This is a genomic window from Streptomyces sp. NPDC007863, from assembly GCF_040633895.1.
GTDB lineage: Bacteria > Actinomycetota > Actinomycetes > Streptomycetales > Streptomycetaceae > Streptomyces.
Genome location: NZ_JBEYEI010000012.1, coordinates 221,893 through 246,014, shown reverse-complemented (window position 1 = coordinate 246,014; position 24,122 = coordinate 221,893). Strand labels below are relative to the sequence as shown.

Sequence of the window (24,122 nt, the reverse complement as noted above, 5' to 3'; positions counted from 1 at the left end):
TCCCCCACCATGAGCACCCTCACGCACCGCCTCGACCAGGCGCAGCCCTATGCGCTCGGTCTCTTCCGGATCGTCATCGGCCTTCTCTTCGCCTGCCACGGCGCCGCCTCGCTCTTCGGCGTCCTCGGCGGCGCGATGGGCGGCGGCACCGTCCCGGCCGGCACCTGGCCCGGCTGGTACGCGGCGGTGATCCAGCTCGTCGGCGGCGGCCTGGTCCTCGTCGGCCTCGGCACGCGCGGCGCGGCCCTCGTCTCCTCGGGCTCGATGGCGTACGCGTACTTCTGGGCCCACCAGCCCGAGGCCCTCTTCCCGCTCCAGAACCACGGCGAGACCGCCGCGCTCTTCTGCTGGGCCTTCGCCCTGCTGATCTTCACCGGCCCGGGCGCCCTGGCGCTCGACGGCCTCTTCGGCGGGAAGGGCTCCCGCGCGGAGGAGTCCGAGCGGGGCTCGGAGAAGCAGAGCACCCCGGTCGCGGCCTGAGGGCCCGCTCCCTCCCGCGGCCGCACCCACCCCGCCGCCACCGCCACTCGACGCGTCCACCGCTCGACGCCTCGACCGCAGGACCGCGGGCACGCGTCCCACCGCCAGGCCCGCTCCCCCGTCCCACCGCCAGGCCCGCTCCCCCGTCCCGCCCGGCCCGCCCGGGCCCCCGCCGGTACCCACCCGGCGGGGGCCCGGGCGGCGGCGCGTAGGCTCTGGCCCTGTGAATCTGCTCGACAACATGGGCTCGCTGAGGTCGCTGACCGCGGGCCCGTGGATCTATCCGGTGGTGGCGACGTCGATCCTGCTCGACGTCTTCCTTCCCGTGCTGCCGAGCGGCTTCCTCGTGATCTCCGCCGCCACGGCCGCCTCCGCCGCCCTCGGCTCGGCGACCGCGCCCGCGGACGTCCCCTCCCTGCTGCCGCTGCTGCTCACCGCGGCGGGGGCCTCGGCGCTCGGCGACTTCCTCGCGTACCGGCTCGCGCTGCGCGGCGGACGGCGCATGGACCGGGCGATAGCCCGCTCCCGCCGCCTGACCGTGGCGCGGGAACGTCTCGGCACCGCCCTGGCCCGGGGCGGCGGCCTGATCGTGGTCCTGGCCCGCTTCGCCCCCGCCGGCCGCTCGGTGGTCTCCCTCGGCGCGGGCGCGGCGCGGCGGCGCCCGGAGGAGTTCCTGCCCTGGTCGGCCCTGGCGGCGGTGATCTGGGCCTCGTACAGCGTGGGTCTCGGCTGGCTGGGCGGCCAGTGGCTGGGCGCGACCTGGTTCAGCGCGGGGGTCTCGACCCTGGCGCTGCTGCTCGCCGGCGGACTGGCCGGCTATCTCATACGGCGCCCGGGCGCGGCTCCGGCTCCGGCGTCCTGACGGCGTGGTGGTGCGCTCCTCTCACTTCCAGGGTGGCGAGGAGCCGGGCGGTGGCGTCGGCGATCTCGTCGACGGCCCGGTCGAAGACCTCCCGGTTGTGCGCGGCGGGGGCACGGAAACCGGAGACCTTGCGGACGTACTGGAGCGCGGCGGCGCGGATGTCGTCCTGGGTGGCCTCGTGGGGCAGGACGGGCGGACGGAGCGTCTTGATGCTGCGGCACATGCCTCCAGTGTGACCCGCCCCACTGACAGCGGGCGGCGCGCCGGGACGGCCCCCGGGGCACAGCGCCGTACCGACCGACGAAATCCGGCCAGCCACGACCGGGCACGACCGGGCACGGCAGAGCCACGCGCGGCAGGTCCCGTCCGGCGGAATCAGTTCAGCCCGCGCCGGCTGCGCGCGTTGAGCTCGGCGGCGCGGGCGCGGAGCTCGCGCAGGGGCGTGGCGAGCTGGACGTCCCGGGGCTCGGCCTCCCACTCGGCCTCGGGGCCGCCGTGGACGGCCCGGATGAGGAAACGCCCCGAATCGCTCCGCACGAAGAACCCGACCCGCCCCGTGGCGGTGTCGCGGACGAGGTCGCCGACCTCGGGTACAGGTTGCACGCCACCCCTCCGTCCCGGTCCCGACTGCTCAGTGGGGACACCCAGGGAAACGCGGAGACCCCGCCCTGTCAACGTATCTCTAGAGATGTCCCCCGATGGATGGATCACGAGGGCAGGACGGCGCACACGTGTGCACCTTGGCCGCGGGGCGCCCCTTAGGGTGTCCCGCAGACGAAGGGAGTGGTCCACTCGTGACCGACCAGGACAGCACTCGTCGCCCCAAGTACCAGCGCATCGCAGATGAGTTGAGAACAGCGATCCAGTCCGGCGACTTCGCGCCGGGCGACCGGCTCCCCGGCGAGAACGACCTCATGTCCACCTACGAGGTGGCCCGGATGACCGCACGGCAGGCCCTCTCGGTCCTCCGCGGCGAGGGCCTCACGGAGGCCCGGAAGGGGGCCGGCGTCTTCGTCCGCGCCTTCCGCCCGCTGCGCCGCAGGGGCATCCCGCGCCTGGCGGCGGACGGCTGGGCGGGCGGGCGTTCGGTGTGGGCGGCGGAGGTGGAGAACCGCGACCTGGTCGTGGACCAGATCACGGTGGCGGAGGAGGAGGCGGGCCCCAGGGTCGCCGCCGCGCTCGGCCTGCCGCCGGAGGCCCCCGTCTGCGTCCGCAGCCGCCGCTTCGTCCTCGACGGCAAGCCGGTGCTGCTCTCGGTCTCGTACCTCTCCGCCGACCTGGTCCGCGACACGGCCGTCACCCGCCCCGACACGGGCCCGGGCGGCACGTACGCCCGCCTGGCCGAGCTGGGCCACCGCCCGGTCCACTTCCGCGAGGAGATCCGCTGCCGCATGCCGACGGCGGACGAGACCACCCGCCTGACCCTCACCCCGGGCACCCCGGTGGTCCTCATCGGCCGCACGGCCTTCACGGAACCGGGCCGCCCGGTCGAACTCAACGAGATGACCCTGGACGCCTCGTCCTACATCCTGGAGTACGACTTCGACGCCTGACGCCTGACGCCTACCCCTCCCGAGCGGCGGGCACAGCGCCGGCGGCCCCCTTCCCCTCCAGATCCGCCCCGACCTGACCCCCCAGGGTCATCACGTTCAACGTGGCGGCGTTCTCATTGGCGATGGCCTTCTCCACCCTGGCCACCAGCAACGCGAACGCCTCCCGCTTCGACAGCTCCCGATAGGGCCCGACCCGCGTCTCGAAGTAGACCCGCTCGTGCCCGAGGAGCTGCTCGGTGGACCGGTAGTTCTTCCACTGCTCCCGGTACCGGTACACGCTCTCCAACGACACCGCGGCCACCACGACCACACTCAGCACGGTCGCGGTCACCCGCGCGAACCCGGCGTCCAGATTCACGAACACCGGCACCAACGCCCCACCCACCACGGACACCGTCCGCATGCGCAGATGCATCGCCTTCATCCGCGCGGCCTTGACGTCGTACCACTCCTGATACTGCGCCAGCCGCGTCTCCACATACTTCTGAGCCGTCATATCCCCACCGACGGCCCCCACTTCAGGAGCGTCCCCCACATCAACCATCCCGCGAGTACACCCACCCCACCCGCCCCCGTCAACCCACCACACCCCCGACACGCCCCAGCGCCCTGCCGAAGGCCCCGCCGAACGCCCGGTCTCACCTCTGTGGCGCTTCCGGGGTGACCGGTCGATGGATCGAACACGCAGCAGCCGTGGCTCCGCTCGCCTGATCGGCCATCCAGCGCAGGACGGTGCCACGGACCTCCGCCCGGGAAGCCAATCGCCTCCGCCGGCGCTCACCGGTCGCACCCGTCCTCAGCGAGCAGGACCCGGATGAAGAAGTCACCCTCATCGTGGCCGGTCAGCCTCTGGAGAACCACGTACTGCCGTTCCCCCAGCCCGGCGACCATCGCCTCGACGGCAGCGGCATCAGGGTCGTACGTCATCCGTCCGTCGTCGGTCAGCGCGACGAGCCCGACAGGCCCGAGGCCCCGCCTCCGCCGCCATGCCCGGGCCCACTGCCTCTCCTGGGCGGCCAGGAGAGGCGGCGGAACCGGCGGGCCGTCGGGGTTGTACACGGCTATCGGGTCGTCCGGGTCGGACCACGAGCCCACCGTCCACAGGCGGTACACGTGGACACCGCCCTCCGGCAGCGGAACCGACAGCGTGCCCGGCGCGGGAGGGCCGGGGACGCAGCGCCCCACGTCCTCCCCGTACGGACCACCGTGGAAGACCGCGTGCATCCAGCCCTCCGGCGCCCTCCCGGTCGTGTCGAAGACGCCCTCCACCGCTCCCCCTCAACGGATTCCCGGTCCTGGAGCCCCTAGCCGCCGTCAGAAATAGATGTCAAAGGCCCCGGACCATGATCGGTCCGGGGCCTTTGCACTGGTGGGCGCGGACGGTTTCGAACCGCCGACATCTGCTTTGTAAGCCTGGTAGCGACGTCCTCACCGTTATCGCAGCTCAGCCAGCCTGCGTGGCGCGACGGCTATCGAGGGGCGTAATCACCGCGGTACCCCTCCAGTGGCCGTGGCTGACCACTCGATCTGGCACGCATCTGGCACGCACGGTCAGAGCTCGATGCACTGTCTCATGACGTCGTCTGCATCTCTGTACCGCAGGACGATGGCCGTCGGCAGCCAGTTCCTTGCGCAAGTACCGGATACCCAGGCGCCCGACAGGTGCTCACCAGGGGTGATCTGGGCCATCCTCGGCCTCCGGGTGGTAGCGCAGGACCGGGCCGGGCCGGTAGCGCCCTAGGAAGGGCGGGCGGTGCGGGCCTTCGACGCAGCTCAGGAGGAACTCGGTGAAGGAGCCAGGGGCCTCGTGCCACTTCCCCTCCTCCGTCTCGACCACCACGCGCCAGTCGTCGGGGTCATCCTCCTCGGGAAGGAAGTAGCACATGGTGCCGTCCTCACCTCCACCCCACTGAATCAGACCACCTGGGTGGGGATGGAAGGGGAACGGAGTGCGCTCCGGGTCGTCGAGATGGGGGCGTCCTGACGTCGACCAGATCTGCTCCAGTTCGGCCTGTGTCCCCTCGATCGGCCGGACGAGCCAGAAGAGCTGGTCAAAAGAGCCCGGCCCGTACAGGTCGAGGAAGGCCTTGTAGTCCGTCGGCAAGGCCAACCCGAGGTGCTCCTCGGCCGCCTCCCACAGCTGCGGCCGCGCCCAGCCCCAGCACGGCGGCTCACCCAGCAGCTCCCTCAGTCGCGCCGCCGCATGCGTCGGTTGGTCGTCCATGAGGGGCACCCTGCCAGACCCCACTGCCAGGCCCTCGCCCCGCCCCCGCGCCAGCTGCACACGCCGCTCTGGAAACCCGGCAATCCCGTGCGCAAAAACGAACAAGGCCCAGGCTCCCGGTTCAGTACCGGTGACCTGGGCCTTCGTCGTGCTACCTGCTGGTGGGCGCGGACGGTTTCGAACCGCCGACATCTGCTTTGTAAGCTCGTGCGGGGCGTTCTCACCAGGGGCGGACCGCTGGTCACCACCGCCACGGCGGCCCGTGTGCGACCGCCGTCATCCGTCGCCGTTGATGTCAGTTTTAGATGTCAGCCGGCCGCACTCGACGGCCCGCTACCGCTTCTTCCGAAGCTTCTTCATCCTGGCTTCGGCTTCCTTCTTCTTCCGCTGCTCGACCCCGTACGGCGACCACGGCCCCTGATGCTTGGAGCACCGAGAGGTACCCGTCATCGCCTTGTTCTGGCAGCGGCCCCCGCTCTGGGTAGGAGCACCACACTTCGACTGAACCATCCTGCCCCCTTCGTTGCCGGACGCTGGAATGCTTCCAGCGCTCGGCGCAGAGTGGGGAGGCGCAACCGCGGCGGACAGCAGCACGCCGACAGCACACGCCCCGGGAAACGGGCTCAGCCCTCTTCCGCCGTGCCGACCGTCCGACCGGATGCGTACTGCCCGTCCGCCGCCCGCTCCCCGCCCTCCAGGGCCGCAATGGCCTTCCGCCGCCATCGGCCGACCGCGAGGGTCACAACCACCAGCACCACGAGAGCAGCAACAGGTGCGCCCCAGATCAGACCGCCGATGGCAAAACCGAGCGACTCCATGACTCCCCCTTGCGTGGTGCTCCGTCAGCGATTGATCGGGATCTCATAGACGATCTCGCAAAGCGCAGCGGGCACGACAATGTCCGCCGTCTCCACAGGCCGGCCCTGGTCGCTGTAGTAGGTCCGCCGGATGTGGGTGACGAGCGCGGCCTTCTGGATCCCGAGAAGTGAGGCTTCCTCGGCGGTGGCCTGCCGGGGCTCAGGCTGCTCGACGGCGTGACTGACGTTGATACCGATCTCGGCCATCCGGTTCACAACACCGGCGCCGGCGTGCGGCCCGCCCTCAGGCAGAACGACAAGAGTCCCGCCCGTGAGGTCGTACGGCTCCCAGCTCGTCGACAGCTGCACGGGCCGCCCGTCGGCGAGGAACTCGTACACGGTCCGGACGCACAGCTCGCCCTCACCGATCCCTAGCCGTGCAGCGATCTCGGCCGGCGCGGGCGCCTTCGCATCGGTCCGGCTCTCCCAGCCACCGTTCCGCCCGACGGCCTTCATGCCCGCCCGGAACGGCGACCCGTCGGGCTGCTCACGCGCTGCGGACCGCACCATCCGCACCCGCGCCCGGGGCTCGGCCACGTAGGTCCCGGACCCGGCCCGCCCCTCCAGCACACCCTGGGAGATCAACAGCTCCTGGGCCCGGCGAACGACGTTCTCGCCCACCCCGCACTCCTGGCCGATCTGGGCCCGCGAGGGCAACCGGTCTCCAGGACTCCACTCGTGCTCCGCGATCCGCCGCCGCAGTTCGTCGGCGATACGGAGGTATGGCGGCTGCTCAGGCATATGGAAAATCTAGTCCACTAGCTCTAATCTAGTTAACTAGCTTCACTTAAAGTGATCACCGGTAACGGAGGCTGCCCTGTGCCTGCTCCCGAAGTAAGCGCGGAGGCCCTCGCCGCCCGGTTGTCCGCACTCGGACTGACCACGCGCGTACTGGCGCACGCCAGAGGTACGTCGATCGAAGCGGAGGTACCGGAAACCCTTCCCGCCGAGACATGGCGGGAGGTCCTGGAAGTCCTGGCACAGGCAGACCGCTTCGGTCTCCTCGCCACCAGCCTGGGCGGCCGAACCCTCTGGGCCGCCGTGAACAAGCGGTCCCCGCGACACGCGACGTCCGGGGACCCGGCCATCAGCGATGGGAGCTGATCAGCATGCGCAACCGTATCCGCCGCGCACTCCACCCCACCAGACCGCGGCACGCCCGAACCGCCCACCCTCACAAGCCCTTACGCCGCACCACCCCACCGGGACGGACCATCACCCACGGCGAGAGCACGCCCCTCGCCGGCCGACACGCCCCCACCGCCGAGCACCCCCACCCCACGCCGCCCGGGGTGGCCTGATGCCCCACACGAAGCCCACCCCGTACCGCTCGTCCCGCTGCCAGATCGGCACCCACCACGAGTGCGCCCACTCCTCCCCGGCAACGGCTCCGGTCGATATCCCCGTGATCTACGAGGCATGCGCCTGCCCCTGCCACACGCCGGCGACCATCCCGCCCCGCCCGGAGGCAACGGCATGAAGCCCTGGACCCCGACCGGCGCCGTGGTCGCCCCCATCGAGATCACCTCGATCAACGTCCAGCGAGGCGACGTCATCCAGATCGGCGGTCAGCCCTGCCGAGTGGCCGACCTCCGCCAACTCCCCCTTGGCGCCAAACGCCTCCTCTTCGAAACGGGCGAGCAACTGACCATGCACCCCCGCACCCGCCTGGTCGCCCTCCGAGTCCAGAACAGGTGGTGACCCCGACCGTGCCCACCCTCCGCGACACCATCGCCGAAGACCTCCGCACCCAGATCACCACCGGCCGCCTCAAGCCCGGAGCCCGCCTCCCCTCGGAACCAAAGCTGGCCACCCACTACAAGGTCAGTACCCCGACCATTCGCCAGGCTCTCGCCCTCCTCCAGGCCGAAGGGCTCATCGAGAAGACCCACGGCAAGGGCAACTTCGTCCGCACTCCACTCCGCCGCATCACCTATACGGGCGGCGCTGGCCTACCGTTCGCCCCGAACCTCCAGACCACCATCCGCACGACAAATATCCGGGCCCGCGGCTACCTGAGGAACCTCCTGAAGGTCCCGCCCAACACCCCGCTGACCGAGTTTCACTGCACAACCTACGAGGGCGAGACTCCCCGAAGCGTGGCCCGCATCTACATCCCCCGCGACCTCGCACCGGCCGCACAACTCGCCTCGCCCTCCTGGCCCGGCGGTCGAGGTGAGGGCCGTACGGAAACCCAGGAGACGGTCACCGCCCGCCTCCCCACCCCGGAAGAGGCAACCGCCCTCCGCATCAGCCCCACGCGGACGGTCCTCACCATCACACGCATCGCCCTCAACTCCACCGGCCGCGTGCTCGAAGCCGCGCTCCTGGCGCTCCCCAGCGATGCCGCAGACGCGGTCTTCACCACCCACCCGACACTCAAGGAAGGGAAGACAGACAAATGACCTCTCGCAACGAACTACGACTCCTTCCGTGGTCCAGCCCCGACGGCAAACCGTGCTTCCTGAGCACCGACGACGGAAATAGCCGCCTATCTCGCCTGGCGGACTCTACTGAAGCAGTTCAGCTCGGATTGGCCGGCATCCTCGTGACACACGCACTGGATGTTCTTAAGTGCGAGGAGGTGGGATCGAAAGAAATTCGCCACTTGTCCACGGAATTGATCATAGCCTTGCAGAGTGTTCTCCGCGTAGCAGAGAGTCGCGGACAGCGTCTCCAGGCACCATGGAATCGATCCACAAAATAATTAGAGGCTTCCGCTAGAATTGGCGGTTGAGGCAAATTTCAGATACTAGAGGTGGAGGGGTGCAGAATTTCCCCTCCACCTCTTCACCCACTCTGCACACCGAGGAGGATTTTACTCGGCAAGGTAACTTCCCCTGTAGAGTAGGCCCCTAAAGCAGGGGATTATTTTCGCTGGGGTTTGCTGTTCGGGTTCAAGTTTTCCAGGAACCAATCGGCTACTTCGAGAGCGCATTCGTAAAGGGCGGTGGCCTTACTTCCTGTCAAGCCTTCATTCAAGCCGTGCGCGATCTGGTGTCGCCGGTTGACAAGCAGTGACAACTCTCGGTTAAGCCGCTGATCGTCGGCATCCAGCAGATCCCTCAGGCTAGCTTCGAAGTCACCCCCAAAGCGGCCGGCCAGTGACAGCATGTTCTCCGGAGAAGGGTTCTTTGTTTTCGCTATCCAAGATTGCGAGAATACCCTAACGGCACCTCCGGATTTCCCATCGATGTACGCCCTTGCGCACTCGAATACAACCTGTTCGAGGTAACCGCAAGTTCTTACCACGAAGAATCTGACTAGCCAGATTGCCTCATCATCCGTGCGGCCTTCTGGGGGATTCCTGACCCATTCGGCCAATGGCTCGATCGCTTTGCGTAGCCCCACGATGTTACGTGGGGGCCAAGACGATGCCATGCACCCCCCTAGATGCCGATGAACGCCTTGGTGGCCATATCTAGACGCTTGCGCACATATTCTTCGGTTGCGGTCGAGCCGGAAATTGTGACAGCGGTTTCCCTATTCGATGTGAATGCGCCGACTGCAACCTCGACATCGGCGGGAGTAGGTGGCGTCCCCCCATCAATACGACGCATCAGTCCTACGTAAAGAGCTTCAGCGAGCGCGGCATTCACTTGGGAGCTTTGGAAGCGAAGGGCCTGCCTGCCTGGTCCGCTCAATAGCAGCTTAGAAGCCTGGATGAAGAGGGACTCCAGCTTTCCGCTATCGAGACCCTCAAGGTTTCGATGCTCCCCGAGGAATTCATTAAGAAACTTCTTCTGCGGACGGAAATACCTGGCTGAATTATGGAAGAGTGCTAGAATCCGGAGAATTAGCTCCTGATCGCGCAGACGAAGAGATCGGGATCCGTAGAGCTGTCGCCACTCTGGAGATTTATTGAGCTTCTCAAGGAAGTCAACTAGGGCCCCCGGGTAAAGTGCGATTCGGATCTCATGCGGAGTGAGCTGAGTTCCTCCGGAGTTCAGTCGCTCGAACACTTGATAGATCGATTCGAGGGATTGATTACTACCGTCGGTCTTGACGATGGTAGCCTGGATAAAAGTATTGTCGAGCTGGCGACGCAATTCGGGGCCGAGTGTCCTATAGGTTAGCCCCTTGAATTGATCGGCGACATTATCGAGAATGAATTCTCGACCCCCATGTACGCCCTCATAGAATGCCCCTAGAGTCCGCAGCCTCTGCTGCCCGTCAAGGACTAGGTATCTGCGATCGGCTTGCTGAACCAGCATAATCCCGGGAATTGGGTAACCCATGAGAAGGGACTCGATAAATCGATCCATCTGAGGGCGTCGCCAAACGAAGCCACGCTGAAATCCTGCTACTTCAAGGGAAGTGTCACCGTGCCCGAAGGTGGGAATTACGATGTCGCCGCGGTGCAAGCGGCGGACGAGTCCCTCGACGTCGAAATCTGTACCTGTGTAGGTGACAGGCTCGGCTTCAGGCTCTGCGGCTGCTAGATCCTCCTGCTCCTCGGGAGTCAGGCTGTCCTCTTCAACTTCGAACAAGGTCTTGGGGTCGCCATCGGTCATGCGTCAAGGTTAGGGCAATGGGATCTACCATGCGCTAGGCATGGGGGCAGATGGGCCCCTACATTTGATGCCTCGCCAGGGAAGTGTGTTCGTCGGGGGGCCTGCCCACCCTCCTTTACGCGAACGTGTCGCTCCCATCCCGTCTGCCGTCGACCCACACACCGTGGAGCAGGCGCGGTGCCGGGCGTCCAGGTGGAGCGCCCAACTGGACGAACGACCTGGACGCCCGGTGCTGTGTCTGCTCGGCTCTGCCTGGGTCGACGGCAGACGGGATGGGAGTTCCCCACCGCCACACCCCACCGGCCGGCACCCGCGCACGGTCCCCTCCCATCCCGGAGCCGGAGCGCCCCCGCCGGAGGCATCGTTTTGAGCCGCACTCGCGTACCGCCTCGGCTGCGTCGTGGTTCGTCGCCCATCAACCCGAGCTGTCAGGCGTGCGGCCGGCGGTCGGGCTGGAGCGGGGCGGAGACAGGAGCGCAGGCCCGGGCGACGGGCCGCACGCGCCGCGCCGTGCGCGGCGGGTGCCTTGATGAAGTAGGGAAACTCTTACCGCGCTGGCCTCAGAGGGCGATCGGTCTGTAGGCCATGGCTCGGTCGACGACCTTCTCCGGGGTCGGGTTGGAGTCGGAGCCCCAGAACACGTAATCGCTGATGTGGGGGCAGGACAGGCCCTGTTGCAGCGCGGTCAGGATCTCGGAGGACTGGTCCTCGGGCGTCTCCGGGTTCATCAGGCGCTCGACCAGGAGGATCGCTTCTTCGCGGGGCATTCGCCGCGGTGGCTGTGTGGTCACTGCTGCGTGATCAGGTGGCGGCCGTCGTGGCTGCGGACGTGGGGGCCCTTGTCGTCTAGGGCGTCGAGGAGGCGGATTGCATAGACCTCGGTCATGCGGGCGGTGATCTCTTCCGGGGTGAGCCATTCGACCGCGGTGGACTCGGCGGAGGTTCGTTCCTCGCCGCCAGCGGGCTTGCAGCGGAAGACCAGGGCGACGACGCCTCGGGTGGTGTTCTTGTAGACGCCGGTCAGCTCCTCCACCTCTACCCGGATGCCCGTCTCCTCCCAGACCTCGCGGGTCACGCCGGCTTCGGGGGACTCCGTGAGTTCGAGGACGCCGCCCGGGAGTTCCCAGGTGCCGTTGTCGGCTCGGCGGATCGCCAGGAGGCGGCCGTCTTCGCGTACGACTGCGCCCGCGACGGACACGGAGTGCAGTGGCGTTGACGTCGTCTTCTGGGCGCTGTTACTCATGTACAGGAGCATAGGAGAGTGAAGAGGACTATGGGTACGACTGCAGGGGGTGGCAGGGCGGTACCCCGGTACGTCCAGATCGCCGAAGAGATCGTGGAGCAGATCCGGGCCGGCGTTCTCAAGCCTGGTGACCTGGTGCCGAGCGAGTCCGAGCTTGTCGAGCGGTACGGCGTCGCCGGCGGGACCATCCGGAAGGCCATGGTCGAGGTGCGGGCCAGTGGGCTCGTGGAGACGCGGCACGGTAAGGGGTCGATCGTGAAGGACCGGCCGCCTGTGCGGCTGCGGTCGTCGGATCGGTTCCGGGCGTCTCATCGGCGGGGCGGGAAGGCTGCTTATCTGGCTGAGTCGGCCCAGTCCGGGGCCACGGCCAAGGTGAGCGTGCTGTTCATCGGGCCCATGGAGGCTTCCGAGGAGATCGCCTCGCGGTTGGGGGTCGAGCCTGGGGCTCAGGTGCTGGCCCGACGGCGGTTGTACTTCCGGAACGGGACGCCCGTCGAGACTGCTTCGTCCTATCTGCCGTGGGACGTCGTTAAGGACATCCCTGAGCTGTTCTCCGAGAACCCTGGGCCTGGCGGGATCTACGCCCGGCTTGAGGGTGAGGGGCACGTCTTCGAGGAGTTCGTGGAGACGCTCCAGGCTCGGCCGGCGTCGAAGGCCGAAGCGTCCGAGTTGGCGTTGAGTCCTGGTGCTCCTGTCGTTCACCTGCTGCGGAACGCCGTCACCAAGACCGGGCGGGTGGTCGAGGTCTGCGACACCCTCATGGCCGCTGACCAGTTCGTCTTCGAGTACCGGATCCCCGCTGCCGACTGACGTACGGTCAACTCCTGCCAGCCCGCTCGGACTTCTTCGTCCGGGCGGGTTGACTCATGTATAGGAGTGGTGCACTCTTCTTCATGTCACTCATGTACATGAGTGGAGGAGTTCAGGACTTCTAGAGGAGTGATCTTCGTGCGTCAGATTCCCGTCGACACCTCCGCCGCCACCGTGATGGTGGCCCAGCCCCCGCAGCCCAAGGTGAAGGACCGCCGTACCGGCGAGCGCGCCATGGACGCAGAGACCGGGACCGCGCTGTCGACCGTGGACGTCATGTTCGCGGCCAACGGTGAGGTGGAGATCCTGAGCGTGACCGTCCCGGAGACCGGTGTCTCCGCCGACCTGGCCATGGGGACCCCCGTGGCGATCACGGGGCTCGTCGCCCGGCCGTGGGAGAGCGAGTTCAACGGGCAGCGTCGGCACGGCATCGCCTTCCGGGCCGTGGCCGTCACCTCGCTCGCCGCCGGCGCCTCGATGCCGAAGGCCGCCTGATCATGCGGTGGTTGATCGCCGCCGTGGTGCTGGTCGCCGTCCTCGCGGGTCTCCTGCGGTGGCGGCGGCCCGCCTGGTACTGGCTCTCCTTCGGCGTCACGTTCGCCACATGCCGGGTCCTCGGCCGATACCGGGCGGTCATGGACGCCTGCGGGCTCACCGTTCCGCCGCCCCGCTGGCGTCTCGCCATCGCCCGGATGGCGAATCGGCCCGTCCCCGAGCCGCGGGCACCACGCATCCTGCGGCTCCGGCCCACCCGTACCGGGCTCGTCTTACGGCTGGGGCTCCGGCCCGGGCAGGACGCCTTCGACGTGGCGGCCTCGTGCGACCGGCTCCGGCACTCGTTCGGGATGTTCGGCGTCACCTCGCGGGAGATCCGCTCCGGTGTGGTCGAACTCCGGATGACCGGGTACGACGTGCTCAGGCGGGTTCAGATGCCGGCGGGGGCCGAACGCTCAACCATGCGGGTGCCGGTCGCCCTCCGTGAGGACGGAGACGTCCACTACCGCGACTACCGGACCACGCCGCACGCCCTCACCATCGGCGCCACCAAGTCGGGGAAGTCGGTCTACCAACGGAACTTGGTGGTCGAACTCGCCGCTCAGGAAGTCGCCTTGGTGGGGATCGACTGCAAGCAGGGGGTGGAGCTGTTCCCTCTGGCCCGGCGGTTCTCCGCGCTGGCCGACAACCCCGATACCGCCGCCGACCTGCTCGATGCCCTCATCGCGCACATGGAGGACGTCTACCAACTCATCCGCGCCGAACAGCGCATCACCGCCGACACCCCGGACGCCGACATCGCCGCCGACATCTGGGACCTCCCCGACCGCCTCCGGCCCGTTCCCATCGTCCTCATCGTGGACGAGGTCGCCGAACTCGCGCTCTTCGCCACGAAGGACGAGGAGAAGCGGCGCGACCGGATCATCACCGCCCTCGCCCGGCTCGCCCAGCTCGGCCGCGCCGCCGGCATCTACCTGGAGATCTGCGGACAGCGCTTCGGCTCCGAACTCGGCAAGGGCATCACCATGCTCCGCGCCCAGCTCAGCGTCCGTACCGCCCACCGCGTCAACGACGAGACCAGCGCCAACATGGCCTTTGGCGACATCGCGCCAGACGCCGCCCTCGCCACCGTCCAGATCCCCGTCTCCACTCCCGGCCTCGCCATCACCGGCGACGCCTCCGGCGGCTGGTCCCGTATCCGGACGCCCCACACCTCGCTCCGCGCCGCCGTGGACGCCTGCAACAAGCACGCCCACCTGACCCCGGAACTGCCCGCGCTCGACGCGTTCCGGCCGGTCCTCGCCTCGCCCGCCGTGCCCGTGGCCATTCCGGCCTCTGCGGCCCCGGCGACTCCCTGAGGCTCCCCGCTCCCCTGGCCGGCGCGGCCTTCTCGCGCCACGTCCCTACCCCGCCATGCCCGAAACGCCCACCAAGGAGGTGCCGTCATGACCAGCAAGCTCCGCCTCGACGCCGTGCTGGTCCAAGCCCTGATCGCAGGTGCACTGTCCTTCGCCCACCTGCACGACCTGGGCGCCGCTGCCGGGCAGACCGGATGGAAGGCATGGGCCTACCCCGTCTCCGTCGACCTCCTCCTGGTCGCCGCCTGGCGCCGGCTCCGCGCGGACGGCTCGTCCCGCCTCGCCTGGTGCTGGTTCCTGGTCTCGCTCTTTGCCTCCCTCGGCGCCAACGTCGCCACCGCCGGCTTCCTCGACCTCGCCGACCCGCCCGCCTGGCTGCGCTTCGGCGTCGCCGGATGGCCCGCGGTCGCCTTCCTGGGGGGAACGCTCCTCGCCCACTCCGCGCCTGCCCCTGCCCCGGCTGTCGAGCCGGAGCCTGCAAAGCCGGAGTACGTACCCGAGCCGGAGGACAGTGGGGACGCCGAGCCTGTGACTCAGGTGGAGAGCGAGCCGGTCGACGTACCCGTCCTTCCGGCCCCTGAGCCCGACCCCGCTCCCGCCGTCCCGGCCGCGCTCGTCGAGCACGCCCGGAAGATCGCCGCCGACCACCACGCCCGTACGGGCTTCCCCATCGACACCGACACCCTCCGCGCCCGCCTCGGCGTCCCCGCGCCCATGGCCAGCGCCATCGCCGCCCAACTCGCCTGACTCGGAAGGAGACCGGTATGTCCGCCCGCGACTACTTCCATTCCCTGATGCGCATCGGCCCCGTGCAGATCGGCACCCACCGCGACCGCCACGGCCGCACCAAGTACGCGGCCGTCTGCACCGCCGATCGCTGCGGCTGGTCCGCCGACTACTCCAGCTCCTCGGCCGCCCAGCTCGCCGCCCGCACCCACCGCTGCCGCCCTACCGACTGAACGGAGACCGTCCGTGGACGTCCCGCTCTGGTTCACCCTGCTCGTCGTCGGCGCCCTCGGCATCAAGCTGATCCGCCCGCCCTGGTGGCTCGTCGCCGTGCTCCTCCTCGGCGGCTTCCTCCTCGCCGACAGCCTCCTGGCCCCCGTCATCGACGCCGCCGTCTCCGAGTGACCCGACCCGTACGGATCCGCCCCGCCCGGAAAGGAGAACCACCCATGCTCCGCCCCAAGATCCCCACCATGCCGACCCCGGTCGGCGTCACCGCCCCGCCCGCCGTCGTCCAGCCGACCGCCGTCGAGCCCGTGTCGCAGACCATGCCCCCGGCCGCGGCTCCGGTCGTCCCGACCGCCCGGCCCACCGTCCAGATCACCCCCAGCAGCGTCCTCGCCGTCGTCGGCGCCGGCACCGCTGTGGTCCTGGTCGTCGGCACGGTCCTGGTCTCGATGCTGCTCGCGACCGCCGTCACCGCCGCTTCGGTCGCCGTCTGCGCCGTCGTCGTCCGCTCGCTGCTCACGTCCCCGAACAAGCGCCGCCGCTGACCGGCCCCCGGGCGGCCTCGATACCGCCAAGCATCCGCCGCCCGGGAGCCGTACCCCTCGCCGATCTCTCGACCGGAAGGAAGACCCATCATGGCCCAGCCCATCGCCGCGACCGCGGCGGGCCTGGACCCGGCCACCCTGCACGACGTCCTCCGCGTGGCCGCGAACCCCGACTTCGACCGCTGGAAGGACCAGGTGCACCGCACGGGCGGCTGCTCCGACCCCGTCCACCTCACCGGCTGGTCCCTCGCCAAGGACCGGACGTCCGGCGAGACCCTCCGCCGGTACTCGACGGAGACGGAGCCCGGGGGACGCCTCCGCGTCGCCTGCGGCAACCGCCGGGCCTCCCGCTGCCCCTCCTGCGCGCACACGTACGCCGGGGACACGTACCACCTGATCCGCGCCGGCCTCGCCGGTGACGAGACCAAGGACATCCCGGCGACCGTCCGCGACCACCCCCGCGTGTTCGCGACGCTCACCGCCCCGTCCTTCGGTCCCGTCCACAACCGACCCGACCGGGGCGCCTGCCGCTGTGGCACCCGGCACCGGGACGACGACCCCGCCCTGGGCACGGCCCTCAATCCCGACTCGTACGACTACGCCGGCGCCGTCCTCTTCAACAACTACGCCGGACAGCTCTGGCAGCGCTTCACCAATCGCCTCCGCCGCGAACTGGCCGCCCGCGCGGGGCTCACGCAGCGCGCCATGAAGGACGTCCTGCGGGTCTCGTACGGGAAGGTCGCCGAGTTCCAGAAGCGCGGCGCCATCCACTTCCACGCCGTCATCAGGCTCGACGGACCGGACGGGCCCGCCAGTGCGCCGCCCTCCTGGGCCACCGTGCCGCTGCTGGACGACGCGATCCGGGCCGCCGCCGTCCACGCGTACACCACCGTCACCGTCCCGGCCGCCGGGGATCAGCCGCGCCGGCTCTTCCAGTGGGGGCGTCAGCTCGACATCCGTCCGGTCAAGGCGTTCGGGGACGGCTCCGACATCACCGAACAGGCCGTGGCCGCGTACGTCGCCAAGTACGCCACCAAGGCTGCCGAGACGACCGGCAGCCTCGACCGGCGGATCGGCAACCGGGAGGTGCTCGACCTCCTGGACGTCCCCGACCACCCCCGCCGCCTCATCGAAGCCTGCCTGGACCTGGCACCGCTCTACCCGGACCGCAAGCTCACCGCCTGGGCCCACATGCTTGGTTTCCGTGGCCACTTCTCCACCAAGTCCCGCCGCTACTCGACCACCCTCGGCGCCCTCCGTCAGATCCGCGCCGACTACCGAGCCGCCCAGGAAGGCCACGCCGACCCGGGCACCGTGCTCGTCCTCGCCTCCTGGCAGTACGCGGGCCACGGCCACTCCCCCGGTGAGGCCGCCCTCGCCGCCACCATCACCCGGGACATCCGCCTCAACCGCCAGACCGCACGGGAAGCACTCCGCCTGGAAGGAGCCGCCGCATGACCACCGCCACCGCCGAACTCCTCACCGTCCCGGAGGTCATGGAGCGGCTCAAGCTCGGCCGCTCGACCGTCTACGACCTCATCCGGTCCCGCCGCCTGGTCTCGATCACCGTGGGCCGGTCGCGCCGCGTCCCCATCGACGCCGTCCGGGACTTCATCGACCACCAGATCGAGGAGGCCGCCTGATGGCCACCCAGCGCAAGCGCAACCCCAACGGGGCCGGCACCATCACCCAGCGGTCCGACGGCCGCTATCAGGCTGCCGTCTACGTCCTCCAGCCCGACGGCACGCGGGCCCGGAAGTTCGCCTACGGCAAGACCTGGGCCGAGTGCGACGCCAAGCGCCGCGCGCTCCTCGACAAGGTCGACAACGGCGTTCCCGTCCCGACCCGTTCGATGAAGCTCTCCGAGTGGTTGCCGTACTGGCTGGACAACATCGTCAAGCCGCGCCGCAAGAAGACCACCGCGGCCAAGTACGAGGTGCACGTCCGGCTCTACCTCGTCCCGATGCTCGGCTCCAAGCGGCTGGAATCCCTCAGCGTCGCCGACGTCCGGCGCTTCCTCGTCCAGTTGGAGAAGAAGACCAGCGCCGCCACCGCCAAGGAGTCGCACCGCGTGCTCCGCACCGCCCTCACCGCCGCATGCCGTGAGGAGCTGGTGAGCCGAAACGTCGCAACGCTCGTCGAGCCGCCGACCGTCGCCGCCCGGGAGCTCTCCCCCTGGTCCCTGGACGAGACGCTCGACTTCCTCGCCGCCGCCCGGAAGGACCCGCTGTACGCCGCCTTCGTCCTCGCCATCGCCCTCGGCTTCCGCCGCGGAGAGGTCGTCGGCCTCCGCTGGGAGAACGTCGACCTCGACAAGCGGGAGATCCGGGTCAGGACGCAGCGACAGCGGGTGGCCGGGGAGGTGTACGAGGACGACCCCAAGGGGCGCCGGCGCAAGCAGACGCTTCCCCTCCCCGCGATCTGCGTCGCTCCCCTGCGGTGGCAGCGTCTCAAGCAGGCCGCCGCCCGCGAGCGTGCCGGGGAGAAGTGGACAGAGACCGGGTACGTCTTCACCACCCGCACTGGCCAGCCCATCGAGCCGCGCAACCTCTACCGCTCGTTCACCCGCGTCGCGAAGAACGCCGGTCTCCGCGTCGTCCGGCTGCACGACGCCCGGCACGGCACGGCGACACTCCTCACCGCCGCCGGCGTCCCGCCCCGCGTCGTGATGGAGATCCTCGGGCACAGCCAGATCGCCGTGACGATGAACGTCTACACGCACGTCGTCCAGGACACGCAGCGGGAGGCCGTGAGTCACGTGGATCGGCTGCTCAGGAGCCGTCCCCGGTCGTGATCGACCGCACTCGTTGATGTCAGAAGTGGATGTCAAAGGCCCCGGACCATGATCGGTCCGGGGCCTTCGTGCTGGTGGGCGCGGACGGTTTCGAACCGCCGACATCTGCTTTGTAAGAGCAGCGCTCTACCCCTGAGCTACGCACCCGTGGGAGAGCAACAGCCTACACGGAGGGGGTGGGCGGATCGCAAACGTGTGGTGGGGCGTGAACTGATCGGGCCGTGTGTTCGTCCGTAGGGGGTGGGAGAATGGTCGTTCGGACGGCCGGGCACTTCGGACAGAGCACGGGAGAGGGACGTGGCGGCGAGCGACGCGAGGGGTGGGGCGGCGTCCAGGGGTGGCGGGGGGAGCCGGCGGTGGTTCGGGGGGCGGGGGGAGAGTCAGCGGGCGGGGGCGCAGGCGGCCAAGGACGATGCCGCGGCGGCGTTCTACGAGCTGGACACGGCGCAGCGAGGGCTGCGGATCACCATCGAGACGATCAGTGCCGTGGACGGGTCGCCCGAGGCGCAGCGGGCCGTCGAAGGGTTCGCGGCGCTGGGGCGGCGGATCGACGAGGTGTCCCATGCCTACATCTCCGCCGTCGACTCCGTCGATCTTGACCGCGACGAGATCGACGGCGGCAGTGCGCAGCGGGCTCGGGTGGAGCTGACCCGGGCCAAGGAGGAGCTCGTCCGGGTCAAGGGGGAGCTGGAGCGGTTCGAGGGTGGGCTCGCGCCGTTGCTCGATCGGGCCGAGACGCAGCTCGCGCGGCTCGCGCCCGCTGTCGAGCGGGCTCGGCAGGCGCTGCGGGGGGCCAGTGACGCGCTCGATTCCGCGCGAGCGGCCGGGTTGCGGGCCGATGAGCTGGCCTCGCGGCTCGCCTCGCTCGGGCCCGAGTTGTCCCGGCTCAACGAAGGGGCCGGGCGGCACGGGGTCGGGGAGACGCTGCAGCGGGCCGATCGGGTCGTGCGGGACGCGGAGGCGGTGCGGGCCGAGGCGGTGCGGCTGCCGGAGCGGGCCGCGGAGACCGACAAGCGGCTCGTGTCGCTGCGGACCCGGGCCGAGGCGCTGGGGACGCGGGCCGAGGCCGTCGAGCCGGTGCTGTCCGAGCTGCGCCGGCGGTACTCCGTCGCCTGCTGGCAGGACCTCCAGCACGTGCCGGAGCAGGCCGCCGAGACCGTACGGCAGGCGCGGGAGCGGCTCGGGGAGGCCGCGACGGCGCGGGCCGAGCAGCGGTGGCCGGACGTGACCGCCCTGCTGTCGACCGTACGCGCGCTGCTCGACACCACCGGGGAGGCCGTCTCCGCCGCCGGTGACCGGCTGCGGCGGCTCGACGCGGTCGCCAAGGACCCGAAGGCGGAGACGGACCGGGCGAGGTTCGCGGTGCGGGACGCGCAGCGGCTCGCCATGGAGGGGCGCAGCCGGCCCGATCCGCGCCACGCCCGCCCCCTCGACGAGGCCGTCGCCCGGATCGAGCGGGCCGTGGACGGGCTGGAGGGGCGCCATCCCGACTACTGGCACTTCCTGATGGAGCTGGAGGCGGTGCGGGACGAGGCCGCCCGGGTCGTCGCCGCCATTCGTGAGGAGCGCGGCGCGGGGGCCCACTAGCCTGGTCCCATGCCTCGTTACGAATACCGCTGCCGCACCTGTGGTGACACCTTCGAGCTCAGCCGGCCCATGGCCGAGTCCTCCGACCCCGCCGCGTGCCCCGCCGGGCACGACGACACCGTGAAGCTGCTGTCGGCCGTGGCCGTCGGCGGATCCGCGGGGTCGTCGTCCGCCCCCGCCGCCTCCGGTGGGGGCGGTTGCTGCGGCGGGGGGTGTTGCGGCTGACCCTGAGGACCTCAGGACCTCAGGACCTCAGGGCCTCAGGGCCTCAGGACCTCACGGCCTCACGGCCTCAGCTCAGTGCCGCCGCTCTGAAGCGGCGGAGGATCTCCTCGCCCGCCGCCACGCCCCGCTCCGCGAGGACGTCGAGGTGGGGGGCGGTCCAGGCGCTGTCGGCGAGTTCGCCGTGGCCCGGGCGCCAGGCCCGGTCCGCGGCGAGCAGCAGATCCGCGTCGAGGAGCGAGTCGCCCGCCGCGAGGGTGAGCGCGGCGCCGGTGCGCCGGGCGACCTCGCGGACGGCGGCGCTCTTGGTGAGCGGCTTCGGCACCGCGTACACCTTGCGGCCCTGGAGCGAGACCGTCCAGCCCCGCTCGCCGGCCCAGGCGCCGAAGCGGTCCAGCCAGTCCTCCGGGAGCCGCTCCCGCTCGACGACCAGATACGCGAAGAGGTCTTCGGCGACCCGGTGCTTGCGCACCCAGGAGAGGTCCGTCGTGGCGGTCAGGTAGGCGCGGATCTCGGAGAGCGGGGCGCACTCGTCGGCGAGCCTGCGGAGGACGGACGCGTGCCATTCGTCGTCGGTGACGCCGTCGACGAGGATGTGCCCGCCGTTGGCGCAGATCGCGTACTTCGGCGCGCTGCCCGGGAGTTGGATGCGCTGGTACTGCTTGCGCGTCCGGGTCGTGGTGGGCACGAAGACGGTCTCGGCGGTGAGCCGGGCGAGGAGTTCGGCGGCCTCCTCCGTCATGTACGAGAGCGGCTTGGACTCGTGGACCTCGACGCACAGCAGCCGGGGCGCCTGCGCGTCCGGCATGCCGAGGGCGAGGGCCGCGGTCGAGTAGATGAGGGTGCGGTCGAGGTCGCTGGCGACCAGCGTGGTGGTCGAGGGGGTGCTCATCGGGTCACCACCGCCTTCCCGTCGGCGCCTGTCGCACCCCTGGTGTACTGGGGGTGGATCAGGCCCACGCAGGTGTACGGGAGGCCGTCGACCTCCTCCACGGGGACGCCGCGCTGCTCCGCGAGGAGGCGGACGTGGGCGAGGTCGGCGCCGGCGCCGCGCTTCGCGAGGATCTTCCAGGGGACGCGGCGGAGCAGGACGCGCGTGGTCTCGCCGACGCCGGGCTTCACGAGGTTCACGTCGTGGATGCCGTACTCCTCGCTGATCCGCTCGACGGCCGCCCAGCCCTCCCAGGTGGGGGTGCGGTCGGCGGCGAGGAGGTCCTTCACGTCGGTGTCGACGGTGTCGGCGACCTCGTCGAAGCGGGCCTCGACGGCGTCGAGGAAGGCGTTCGAGACGTCGGCGCCGGTCAGGTCGCGGTAGAACTTGGCACCGTGGAAGTCGTCCGCGCCGACCAGGTCGGAGCGGAGCACCGTACGCGATATCAGGCCGGAGACGGTGGAGTTGAGGCACGCGGACGGGATGAGGAAGTCCTCGCGGGTGCCGTAGGTGCGGACGCAGGAGCCGGGGTCGGCGAGGACCGCGATCTCCGGGTCGAAGCCGGCGAACTCCTCCGACTCCCGCAGGGCGGCGGCGAGTTCGCGGGTGATGGCGCCCTTGCCGGTCCAGCCGTCGACGAAGACGACGTCGGCCGGGTCGTGGTGGGCGGCGAGCCAGCGCAGGGCGTTGGCGTCGATGCCGCGGCCGCGGACGATCGAGACGGCGTAGTGCGGCAGGTCGAGGCCGTGGCGGTGCCGGGCCCAGCGGCGCATCAGGACGCCGACGGGGGTGCCGGCGCGGGCGAGCGAGACGAGGACCGGGCGGCCGGGCCTCTCGGCGAGGACGGTCTCGGTGACGGTGCCGACCGCGTGCGCGATGCGGGCGGCGGAGGACTCCAGGGCGCTGTGGAAGAGCTCCTGGTAGCGGGCGCTCGGCTGGTACTCGACGGGCAGCGACTCGGCGTAGTGCGCGCCGCCGCGCTGGATGGCTTCCTCGCGTTCCTCGGTGGGCGCCTCCAGCTCGACGTCCGAGAGGTCCTGGAGCAGCCAGCCGACCTCCTCGGGGGCGTACGAGGAGAAGGCGGGGCCGCGGAGGGGCTCGGGCAGCATGGAGCTCCTTTCGGGAGCTTCGGTGAGGGTCGCGGCCACCGGTTCCATGGCCGCCTGCGGTCGCGGCCGCCGTTGCGGCCGCGGGGTGTACGACGGGACGACGGCCAGGGCGACGCGCGGTATGTGCGCGGCGAGCTGGGCGAGCAGGCCGTCGGGGGCGTGCAGTTCGGGGGTGTCGGCGGTCGAGTCGACGACCGCGACGACGGCGTCGAAGCCGCCCCCCGCGACGTTGTAGGCGTAGCGGTCGCCGGGGCCGTCGGCCGGGTCGTCGTGGGCGGGGAAGACGAGCCGGGTGCGGATGGCGTAGCCGGGGTCGTCGACGGCGAGGACGGGCGAGCGGGTGGTGGTGGAGTACCGGACGTCGAGGCCCGCGTCCTCCAGGGCGCCGGCGAGCCGCAGCGGCGCGTACATCAGCTCCTCGAAGCCGAGGACGAGGACGCGGGGGCCGCGCTCGGCGCCGTCCGGCGCGGCGCCGGCCAGCGCCTCGGCGAGGGCCTCCGTCATGGCCGGCAGCGCCGCCTCCAGCCGCGCCCGGTGCCCGGGCGTGAACCCGTGCCGGCCCCCGTCGGGGACCTCGGCGGGCCAGTCGAGGGGGATCCGTACGACGGGGGGCGCGGGGGGCGCGGTGGAGGGGGCGGACGGGGTGGGTGCGGCCTGCGCGGCGGGCCCGGCGGGTGCGGTCGGTACGGCGGGCTCGCCGAGCGGGGCGGCCGCAGCGGGCACGGCCTCCGCGTCACGCTCGGCGGGCGCGGTCGGGACAGCGGCGCCGGCGGGTGCGGTCGGGACAGCGGCGGCGGCAGGCGCGGTGGCGAGGGCCTGGCCCTCCGACGCGGGCGGGGTCGTGGCTGGTGCCGTCCCGTGGGTCGCCGGCTCGGTGGGGGTCTCGTGTCGGGCGACCAGTTCCTGGCCCCGTGCCAGGACGCCGTCCGGGAGGGTGACGGTGCCGGCGGCGAGAGAGAGGAGGTCGACGCGGGCGCCCAGCTCGGCGGCGAAGGCGGTGAGGCGGTCGCGGTCGGCGGGGGCGCGCATGTCGACGAGGGCGACGACGACGTACCGGTCGCGGGGGTAGCGCTCGTGGAGGCCGCGGATGGTGTTGAGGACGGTGTTGCCGGTGGAGAACTCGTCGTCGACGAGGACCAGCGGGCCCTTGCCCGCCAGCAGCTCCGGGTCCTCCGGGAGCAGCAGGTGGGAGGTGGCGTGGGAGTGGGACTCCTCGAAGCCGCCCGCCGTGGCGACGCCCGGGACGGGGCGGCGGGTCGAGTGGAGGTAGGGGGCGGTGCCGAGGCCGTCGGCCACGGCGTGGCCGAGGGCCGTGGCGGTCTCCGCGTAGCCGAGGACCACGGCCCGCTCCGCCTCCTCCGCGCCGAGGAGCTCACGGACGCGCAGCCCGAGGCCGAGGCCGGAGCCGTACACGACGGAGGGGTGCTGCGGCACGTGCTTGCCGAGCACGCTGGAGACGAGCAGGTGGGCGCGCTTGGGGTTGCGGCGCAGGGCGAGGCCCAAGAGGGCCGGCAGCTCCTCGTCGCCGATCAGTTCGACGCCGAGCCGCTCCGCGACCCACGTTCCGGTCCACACCACGTCGCC

30 protein-coding genes, 1 tRNA gene and 1 pseudogene are annotated in these 24,122 nt (G+C 70.5%); 18 read left to right on the top strand and 14 right to left on the bottom strand.

Annotation, left to right across the window (positions count from 1 at the left end; translation table 11 throughout):
• Window positions 1–9 precede the first annotated feature (9 nt).
• Both ABZ621_RS20815 and ABZ621_RS20810 read left to right on the top strand, forming a co-directional pair.
• Window positions 10–480: a DoxX family protein gene (locus ABZ621_RS20815; protein ID WP_360606532.1), complete on the top strand. Its 471-nt coding sequence runs from the start codon at window positions 10–12 to the stop codon at window positions 478–480.
• A 229-nt stretch (window positions 481–709) separates the two neighbouring features.
• Entirely contained in the window at window positions 710–1,342 is a 633-nt protein-coding gene (locus ABZ621_RS20810; protein WP_360606572.1) for a VTT domain-containing protein, read from the top strand.
• Here the strand turns inward: ABZ621_RS20810 and ABZ621_RS20805 are convergent.
• Together ABZ621_RS20805 and ABZ621_RS20800 are read right to left on the bottom strand one after the other, a co-directional pair.
• On the bottom strand, window positions 1,302–1,565 hold the full coding sequence (locus ABZ621_RS20805) for a DUF2277 domain-containing protein (RefSeq protein ID WP_360606530.1): 264 nt from the start codon (window positions 1,563–1,565) through the stop codon (window positions 1,302–1,304). The two genes, ABZ621_RS20810 and ABZ621_RS20805, sit on opposite strands and share 41 nt — an antisense overlap.
• A 152-nt stretch (window positions 1,566–1,717) precedes the next feature.
• Window positions 1,718–1,945, bottom strand: a complete 228-nt coding sequence (locus ABZ621_RS20800) for a hypothetical protein (RefSeq protein WP_360606528.1) — start codon at window positions 1,943–1,945, stop codon at window positions 1,718–1,720.
• Window positions 1,946–2,136: 191 nt separating this feature from the next.
• On the opposite strand from ABZ621_RS20800, the gene ABZ621_RS20795 reads away from it, so the two are divergent.
• On the top strand, window positions 2,137–2,895 hold the full coding sequence (locus tag ABZ621_RS20795; RefSeq protein ID WP_360606526.1) for a GntR family transcriptional regulator: 759 nt from the start codon (window positions 2,137–2,139) through the stop codon (window positions 2,893–2,895).
• A 10-nt stretch (window positions 2,896–2,905) separates the two neighbouring features.
• On the opposite strand, the gene ABZ621_RS20790 is transcribed toward ABZ621_RS20795, so the two are convergent.
• The 5 genes from ABZ621_RS20790 to ABZ621_RS20770 form a co-directional block, all read right to left on the bottom strand.
• The gene (locus ABZ621_RS20790) at window positions 2,906–3,391 is read right to left on the bottom strand and encodes a DUF4231 domain-containing protein (protein ID WP_360606524.1); all 486 of its coding nucleotides are present in this window, start codon (window positions 3,389–3,391) and stop codon (window positions 2,906–2,908) included.
• A gap of 281 nt (window positions 3,392–3,672) precedes the next feature.
• Window positions 3,673–4,164 (bottom strand): hypothetical protein, encoded by a 492-nt coding sequence (locus ABZ621_RS20785; RefSeq protein ID WP_360606522.1) that lies wholly within the window; start codon window positions 4,162–4,164, stop codon window positions 3,673–3,675.
• Between the two features lie 397 nt (window positions 4,165–4,561).
• A complete protein-coding gene (locus tag ABZ621_RS20780) occupies window positions 4,562–5,119 on the bottom strand; it encodes an SMI1/KNR4 family protein (protein WP_360606520.1) in 558 nt (185 codons plus the stop codon).
• A gap of 623 nt (window positions 5,120–5,742) precedes the next feature.
• Complete coding sequence (locus ABZ621_RS20775) at window positions 5,743–5,937, bottom strand: hypothetical protein (RefSeq protein ID WP_360606518.1); 195 nt, start codon at window positions 5,935–5,937, stop codon at window positions 5,743–5,745.
• 24 nt (window positions 5,938–5,961) lie between these two features.
• Window positions 5,962–6,717: a GntR family transcriptional regulator gene (locus ABZ621_RS20770; RefSeq protein WP_360606516.1), complete on the bottom strand. Its 756-nt coding sequence runs from the start codon at window positions 6,715–6,717 to the stop codon at window positions 5,962–5,964.
• 78 nt (window positions 6,718–6,795) lie between these two features.
• Here ABZ621_RS20770 and ABZ621_RS20765 point away from each other — a divergent pair.
• From ABZ621_RS20765 to ABZ621_RS20755, 3 genes and pseudogenes are all read left to right on the top strand, one after another.
• A pseudogene (locus ABZ621_RS20765) lies at window positions 6,796–7,070 on the top strand (hypothetical protein); the annotation flags it as partial.
• A 382-nt stretch (window positions 7,071–7,452) separates the two neighbouring features.
• Window positions 7,453–7,677 carry a hypothetical protein gene (locus ABZ621_RS20760; protein WP_360606514.1) on the top strand — a complete coding sequence of 75 codons (225 nt, stop codon included), beginning with the start codon at window positions 7,453–7,455 and terminating at the stop codon, window positions 7,675–7,677.
• An 8-nt stretch (window positions 7,678–7,685) separates the two neighbouring features.
• Window positions 7,686–8,381: a GntR family transcriptional regulator gene (locus ABZ621_RS20755; protein ID WP_360606512.1), complete on the top strand. Its 696-nt coding sequence runs from the start codon at window positions 7,686–7,688 to the stop codon at window positions 8,379–8,381.
• 463 nt (window positions 8,382–8,844) lie between these two features.
• On the opposite strand, the gene ABZ621_RS20750 is transcribed toward ABZ621_RS20755, so the two are convergent.
• The 4 genes from ABZ621_RS20750 to ABZ621_RS20735 all read right to left on the bottom strand — a co-directional run bounded on the left by ABZ621_RS20750 (window position 8,845) and on the right by ABZ621_RS20735 (window position 11,745).
• Window positions 8,845–9,357, bottom strand: coding sequence for a HEPN domain-containing protein (locus tag ABZ621_RS20750; protein WP_360606510.1), 513 nt, complete (start codon window positions 9,355–9,357; stop codon window positions 8,845–8,847).
• Window positions 9,358–9,365: 8 nt separating this feature from the next.
• Window positions 9,366–10,490, bottom strand: coding sequence for a DUF262 domain-containing protein (locus tag ABZ621_RS20745; protein WP_360606508.1), 1,125 nt, complete (start codon window positions 10,488–10,490; stop codon window positions 9,366–9,368).
• Window positions 10,491–11,050: 560 nt separating this feature from the next.
• Complete coding sequence (locus ABZ621_RS20740) at window positions 11,051–11,257, bottom strand: e9imm peptide (RefSeq protein WP_360606506.1); 207 nt, start codon at window positions 11,255–11,257, stop codon at window positions 11,051–11,053.
• Window positions 11,258–11,277: 20 nt separating this feature from the next.
• The gene (locus ABZ621_RS20735) at window positions 11,278–11,745 is read right to left on the bottom strand and encodes an NUDIX domain-containing protein (RefSeq protein WP_360606504.1); all 468 of its coding nucleotides are present in this window, start codon (window positions 11,743–11,745) and stop codon (window positions 11,278–11,280) included.
• A gap of 18 nt (window positions 11,746–11,763) precedes the next feature.
• On the opposite strand from ABZ621_RS20735, the gene ABZ621_RS20730 reads away from it, so the two are divergent.
• From ABZ621_RS20730 to ABZ621_RS20685, 10 genes are all read left to right on the top strand, one after another.
• On the top strand, window positions 11,764–12,543 hold the full coding sequence (locus tag ABZ621_RS20730; protein ID WP_360606570.1) for a GntR family transcriptional regulator: 780 nt from the start codon (window positions 11,764–11,766) through the stop codon (window positions 12,541–12,543).
• 138 nt (window positions 12,544–12,681) lie between these two features.
• Window positions 12,682–13,038: a hypothetical protein gene (locus ABZ621_RS20725; protein WP_360606502.1), complete on the top strand. Its 357-nt coding sequence runs from the start codon at window positions 12,682–12,684 to the stop codon at window positions 13,036–13,038.
• 2 nt (window positions 13,039–13,040) lie between these two features.
• Window positions 13,041–14,396: an FtsK/SpoIIIE domain-containing protein gene (locus ABZ621_RS20720; protein WP_360606500.1), complete on the top strand. Its 1,356-nt coding sequence runs from the start codon at window positions 13,041–13,043 to the stop codon at window positions 14,394–14,396.
• A gap of 87 nt (window positions 14,397–14,483) precedes the next feature.
• Window positions 14,484–15,143, top strand: a complete 660-nt coding sequence (locus ABZ621_RS20715) for a DUF2637 domain-containing protein (protein WP_360606498.1) — start codon at window positions 14,484–14,486, stop codon at window positions 15,141–15,143.
• A gap of 17 nt (window positions 15,144–15,160) precedes the next feature.
• Window positions 15,161–15,355 (top strand): mobile element transfer protein, encoded by a 195-nt coding sequence (locus tag ABZ621_RS20710; RefSeq protein WP_360606496.1) that lies wholly within the window; start codon window positions 15,161–15,163, stop codon window positions 15,353–15,355.
• A gap of 13 nt (window positions 15,356–15,368) precedes the next feature.
• Window positions 15,369–15,527, top strand: coding sequence for a hypothetical protein (locus ABZ621_RS20705; RefSeq protein WP_107063396.1), 159 nt, complete (start codon window positions 15,369–15,371; stop codon window positions 15,525–15,527).
• A gap of 44 nt (window positions 15,528–15,571) precedes the next feature.
• Window positions 15,572–15,895: a SpdD-like protein gene (locus ABZ621_RS20700; RefSeq protein ID WP_360606494.1), complete on the top strand. Its 324-nt coding sequence runs from the start codon at window positions 15,572–15,574 to the stop codon at window positions 15,893–15,895.
• Window positions 15,896–15,985: 90 nt separating this feature from the next.
• Entirely contained in the window at window positions 15,986–17,353 is a 1,368-nt protein-coding gene (gene repSA / locus ABZ621_RS20695; protein ID WP_360606492.1) for a replication initiator protein RepSA, read from the top strand.
• Complete coding sequence (locus ABZ621_RS20690; protein ID WP_189953710.1) at window positions 17,350–17,538, top strand: helix-turn-helix domain-containing protein; 189 nt, start codon at window positions 17,350–17,352, stop codon at window positions 17,536–17,538. Before repSA ends, ABZ621_RS20690 begins: the two co-directional genes overlap by 4 nt.
• Complete coding sequence (locus ABZ621_RS20685; protein WP_360606490.1) at window positions 17,538–18,689, top strand: tyrosine-type recombinase/integrase; 1,152 nt, start codon at window positions 17,538–17,540, stop codon at window positions 18,687–18,689. The genes ABZ621_RS20690 and ABZ621_RS20685 overlap by 1 nt, the downstream gene beginning before the upstream one ends.
• Window positions 18,690–18,761: 72 nt before the next feature.
• Here ABZ621_RS20685 and ABZ621_RS20680 read toward each other — a convergent pair.
• Window positions 18,762–18,836 (bottom strand) — tRNA-Val (locus ABZ621_RS20680).
• A 150-nt stretch (window positions 18,837–18,986) separates the two neighbouring features.
• Between ABZ621_RS20680 and ABZ621_RS20675 the strand changes: the two genes are divergently transcribed.
• Both ABZ621_RS20675 and ABZ621_RS20670 read left to right on the top strand, forming a co-directional pair.
• Complete coding sequence (locus ABZ621_RS20675) at window positions 18,987–20,276, top strand: hypothetical protein (RefSeq protein WP_360606488.1); 1,290 nt, start codon at window positions 18,987–18,989, stop codon at window positions 20,274–20,276.
• A gap of 9 nt (window positions 20,277–20,285) precedes the next feature.
• Entirely contained in the window at window positions 20,286–20,501 is a 216-nt protein-coding gene (locus ABZ621_RS20670; RefSeq protein ID WP_360606486.1) for a zinc ribbon domain-containing protein, read from the top strand.
• Window positions 20,502–20,568: 67 nt separating this feature from the next.
• On the opposite strand, the gene ABZ621_RS20665 is transcribed toward ABZ621_RS20670, so the two are convergent.
• A complete protein-coding gene (locus ABZ621_RS20665; RefSeq protein WP_360606484.1) occupies window positions 20,569–21,390 on the bottom strand; it encodes an HAD family hydrolase in 822 nt (273 codons plus the stop codon).
• Window positions 21,387–24,116, bottom strand: a complete 2,730-nt coding sequence (locus ABZ621_RS20660; protein ID WP_360606482.1) for a phosphoribosyltransferase — start codon at window positions 24,114–24,116, stop codon at window positions 21,387–21,389. The genes ABZ621_RS20665 and ABZ621_RS20660 overlap by 4 nt, the downstream gene beginning before the upstream one ends.
• Between the last annotated feature and the right edge of the window lie 6 nt (window positions 24,117–24,122).